This is a genomic window from Shewanella sp. BJSY2023SW007 (assembly GCF_047314525.1).
GTDB classification, from domain to species: Bacteria; Pseudomonadota; Gammaproteobacteria; order Enterobacterales; family Shewanellaceae; genus Shewanella; species Shewanella chilikensis.
Genome location: NZ_JBKORL010000088.1, coordinates 1 through 2,081 on the forward strand (window position 1 = coordinate 1; position 2,081 = coordinate 2,081).

Below are 2,081 nucleotides of genomic sequence, written 5' to 3' on the forward strand. Positions count from 1 at the left end.
TGGATATCTTTCGGCCTCAGCGTACTCAAATCCCCTACCGGTGCTTGAATACAGACAGAAAGAAGATTAAGTTATTGTTTTACAGTGGGTGGCTTGATTTTTTTGCCGGTGGCTTGATTTTTTTGCCAAGAATTATGGGTGTCTCCATTTTGATCATGTGGCGGTTTTCAAGTCAACTCTGAGCACCAAGTGCAGATGATTGGACATCACTGCATAGGCGCACAAGTCAATGGAAAAGATGGCCGCCAGTTCCAATAGACGGGATTCAACCCAATCACGGCGATGTTCATAGCTCTTGCCGGAATAATCATCAACGCCGCATAGAAAGGCGCGGCGTACACAGCGGGAGATACAGTGATAGAAGGGGGTGTCCTCAAGACTAACTTGAGCATATCTTGGCCTCGGCATGGCATCCTTTCCTGTTCAAAGGCTCCATTCAAGCCTAGACAAGGAGCCAACAATCTGCCAAGAATTATGGGTGTCTCCATTTTGCGTTCCATTTTGCGATTTTGGGCTTCAATAGCAAAGGATGTGTGATGAAGAAAGGTAAGGAGTTAGAACTTGTAATTGCAGCGATCGAAAAGGGGTTAAGTCCAGATGCGATTGTTGAACATGATATTTTTCTCCCCGTTTTGGTATCAAATTCTGGGAGAACTAGACAGATTGACGTTGTTATAAGACAAGGAAAGGCACCTAGAGAAACACTTACTATTGTAGAGGTTCAAGATCGAAGTTCTGCTGTAGATATCAACACGTTTGGTGGTTGGCTAAATAAAGTCGATGAAGTCGGTGCTCAGCACTTAATGGTTGTGTCGAGGAAACCATTTCCATTATCGGTTATTGAAAAGGCTGAACAGGCAGGTAATAAAGTCTTTTTAATGCATATCAGAGAAGTTATCCCTGATGAAATCCCAACCGATTTTGTTAGGTTTTTCATTGATTATTATGAATTTTATTTGAAGGACAGAGCTTTACTAAAAGTTAAAGTAAAAAAAGGCATGATAGAGAAGCATTCATTAAAGAGTGAACTTCTTAGTAACAGTGATAGAAAGTTCAGTATTGATGGAGCTAATTTAATCGATATAGATGCTCTTTTTAGAATGTCTCTAGGGTATGAAGAAAAACTGAGCCTCAAAGGAAAGACTACAGCAAGTTTTTACTTTGGTAACATGGCTGAACAAGATGTACCAAATGAAGATTTTGTCATTGTCCCGGTTGAGTTATTTATCAGTGTTTCCGGACAGTTGATTCCATGTGCCATTCTGGCTCAAGGTAGTTTTCATTACGAACATATTTCTAAAAAAATGAAGTTATTAAGCTATGAACAAAATGAACACGGAAATTTAGGAGCTTGGATCTTTGAGGAGAAGATTACAACAGACGGTAGTGTTCATAAATCTGTGTCATTTGAGTAATATACACCCAAAAGGATATTCAAATGACCAAACCTACATTCGACATGGAAGCCGCCATTGAAGCTCTGCGTGCAGGTAAAGACCTGACCGGCAAAGATGGTATTCTCACCCCACTCATTAAACAGCTTACTGAAGCGGCCCTCAATGTTGAGCTCGACCAACATCTTGAAGATAAGCAGCCTGGTAATCGCAGAAATGGCAAGACCAGTAAGACACTGAAGACCGCTACCGGTAGCTTTGAGCTGCATACTCCGCGTGACCGAGATGGCACCTTCGAGCCTCAAGTTGTAAAAAAGAACCAGACATACCTGACCGATGAGATGGAGCGGAAAATCATTGCGCTATTTTCACTGGGCACAAGTTATCAGGATATTCGTGCCCATATCGCCGATATCTACGGCATTGAAGTCCCCAATGGCACCATTAGCGCCATTACTGATAAACTGCTACCTGAGCTTCAGGCTTGGCGTGAACGTGATTTAGAAGCCCTGTATCCCATCCTCTGGCTTGATGCTATTCACTATAAAATCAAAGAGAATGGCCGCTTTGTCAGCAAAGCTGTGTACACCATTCTGGCGCTCAATGTAGAAGGAAAAAAGGAGCTGTTGGGCTTGTATATCTCAGACACTGAAGGTGCACATCAGTGGCTAAGTATACTAACCGATC

Annotated in this window: 2 protein-coding genes and 1 pseudogene; 2 read left to right on the plus strand and 1 reads right to left on the minus strand. The window is 42.3% G+C overall.

Going from position 1 to position 2,081, the window contains the following annotated elements; genetic code table 11:
- Positions 1-165 precede the first annotated feature (165 nt).
- A pseudogene (locus tag ACMHXE_RS14580) lies at positions 166-408 on the minus strand (transposase); the annotation flags it as partial.
- A gap of 128 nt (positions 409-536) precedes the next feature.
- Between ACMHXE_RS14580 and ACMHXE_RS14585 the strand changes: the two are divergent.
- Positions 537-1,415, plus strand: coding sequence for a hypothetical protein (locus ACMHXE_RS14585; protein ID WP_413732660.1), 879 nt, complete (start codon positions 537-539; stop codon positions 1,413-1,415).
- Positions 1,416-1,438: 23 nt separating this feature from the next.
- Positions 1,439-2,081 (plus strand): transposase (locus ACMHXE_RS14590; RefSeq protein ID WP_413732233.1); only part of this gene is annotated, 643 nt, incomplete at its 3' end.